Here is a 714-nt window from a genome sequence, read left to right on the forward strand (position 1 = left end):
ATTGGCACTTTGCGATCCAGCCACCACGTAGGCCAGGTTCCACCTGGCGTTGGGTTTTGGTGAGCGGTTGTTGGCAGGCCAATACGCTCGAGCAATCGTAGGCCGGACCCAGCGAAGCGCCGTTCCAGCAACCCCGGTCCGCATCATCGCGGCCGCAACCACCACGACTGCCGGAGCGGCGTCCCTCCGGTCCTTGATCCGGCCTCCAACTGCTGGACGGCTCGCTTTGTTCCAAAGCATCGGCGCGGTTGCCATGTAAAACATGGCCTACGAGGCGATTGCAAATTGGCACTTTGCGATCCAGCCACCACGTAGGCCAGGTTCCACCTGGCGTTGGGTTTTGGTGAGCGGTTGTTGGCAGGCCAATACGCTCGAACAATCGTAGGCCGGACCAAGCGAAGCGCTGTTCCAGCAACCCCGGTCCGCATCATCGCGGCCGCAACCACCACGACTGCCGTAGCTGCGTCCCTCCGGTCCTTGATCCGGCCTACAACTGCTGGACGGCTCGCTTTGTTCCAAAGCATCGGCGCGGTTGCCATGTAAAACATGGCCTACGAGGCGATTGCAAATTGGCGTTTTGCGATCCAGCCACCACGTAGGCCAGGTTCCACCTGGCGTTGGGTTTTGGTGAGCGGTTGTTGGCAGGTCAACACGCTCGAGCAATCGTAGGCCGGACCCAGCGAAGCGTTGTTCCGGCAACCCAGGTCCACATCA

1 protein-coding gene is annotated in these 714 nt (G+C 60.9%); it reads right to left on the reverse strand.

What is annotated here, in order from left to right:
- Nucleotides 1–255, reverse strand: a 255-nt coding sequence (locus RISK_RS32900) for a hypothetical protein (RefSeq protein WP_047813066.1), incomplete at its 3' end; no start/stop codon positions are given.
- Between the last annotated feature and the right edge of the window lie 459 nt (nucleotides 256–714).

Origin of the sequence: Rhodopirellula islandica, assembly GCF_001027925.1 — a bacterium.
GTDB classification, from domain to species: domain Bacteria; phylum Planctomycetota; class Planctomycetia; order Pirellulales; family Pirellulaceae; genus Rhodopirellula; species Rhodopirellula islandica.